At 42.3% G+C, this 778-nt stretch carries 1 protein-coding gene; it reads left to right on the top strand.

The annotated features are described in order from the left end of the window. Positions 1-669: coiled-coil domain-containing protein (locus tag CKO27_RS23965; protein ID WP_200377413.1), on the top strand; the 669-nt coding region annotated here is incomplete at its 5' end. Between the last annotated feature and the right edge of the window lie 109 nt (positions 670-778).

The raw sequence follows: 778 nt of genomic DNA, 5'->3' as shown, positions 1-778 counted from the left end.
TATCCTTTTGTCTGTCGCCCGCAGCTTCTCGCCCAACCGCCCTTCCGTGGACCGATTCGTCCCCGCCCGGGCGCTATTCGCGTCGCTGAAATGAATTCCGGCATCGCTATTTGCCAAGAGGACGTTGCCGCGTCATTCAGATCACGGATTCAGGTGAAGGTTACCATGAATAATAAAGTGTACATATCCGCAATAATTTCTATTACAATAATTGTAATTTGCATTATTGCATACCTTTTTCTTGGCGCTAACCCAAGAGAAGATTTACTGGAAAAACAAATCATCGAATACAAAATAGAAATTGAACAGATGCGAGCGAGTAATGCAAAATATATTAACGAAATCAAGGATCTTAATGTGGAGGTTTCAAGAATAAACGCATCCCAGCCCGGAGGCGCTGCGGTAGAGGAAATAAGGAAAGCGCTTTCTGAAAAAGAAACAAGGCTGCAAAACACGGAGGATCATCTGGTGAAAAATGAAAAAGCTCTTCAAATTAGACAGGAAAATCTAGATAAATTGCATCTAGAATTTTTTGAGAAAACAGGTTTAAAAATGGAAGATATAGGGGCTGCAAAAGAAATAAAAAGCAACTTCGCCGAAATGAAAGAAAAGCTTAACGACGCTCAAGAAATGGCAAATTACTGGTTGATACCTGGTTCCGTGAACTGAATGAACCGTCTTCCAAGAATTCCCGTTACATAACAAGAGGATGGAGGTAAAATACGCCCATTCTAGGGCTCACCCGGCAGGTGACAAGTTGCGACGTTTCATCATCACG

It is taken from the genome of Thiocystis violacea (assembly GCF_016583575.1).
Lineage (GTDB): Bacteria > Pseudomonadota > Gammaproteobacteria > Chromatiales > Chromatiaceae > Thiocystis > Thiocystis violacea.
The sequence above is the reverse complement of the archived record's forward strand: the minus strand, read 5'-3'. Positions and strand labels throughout refer to the sequence as shown.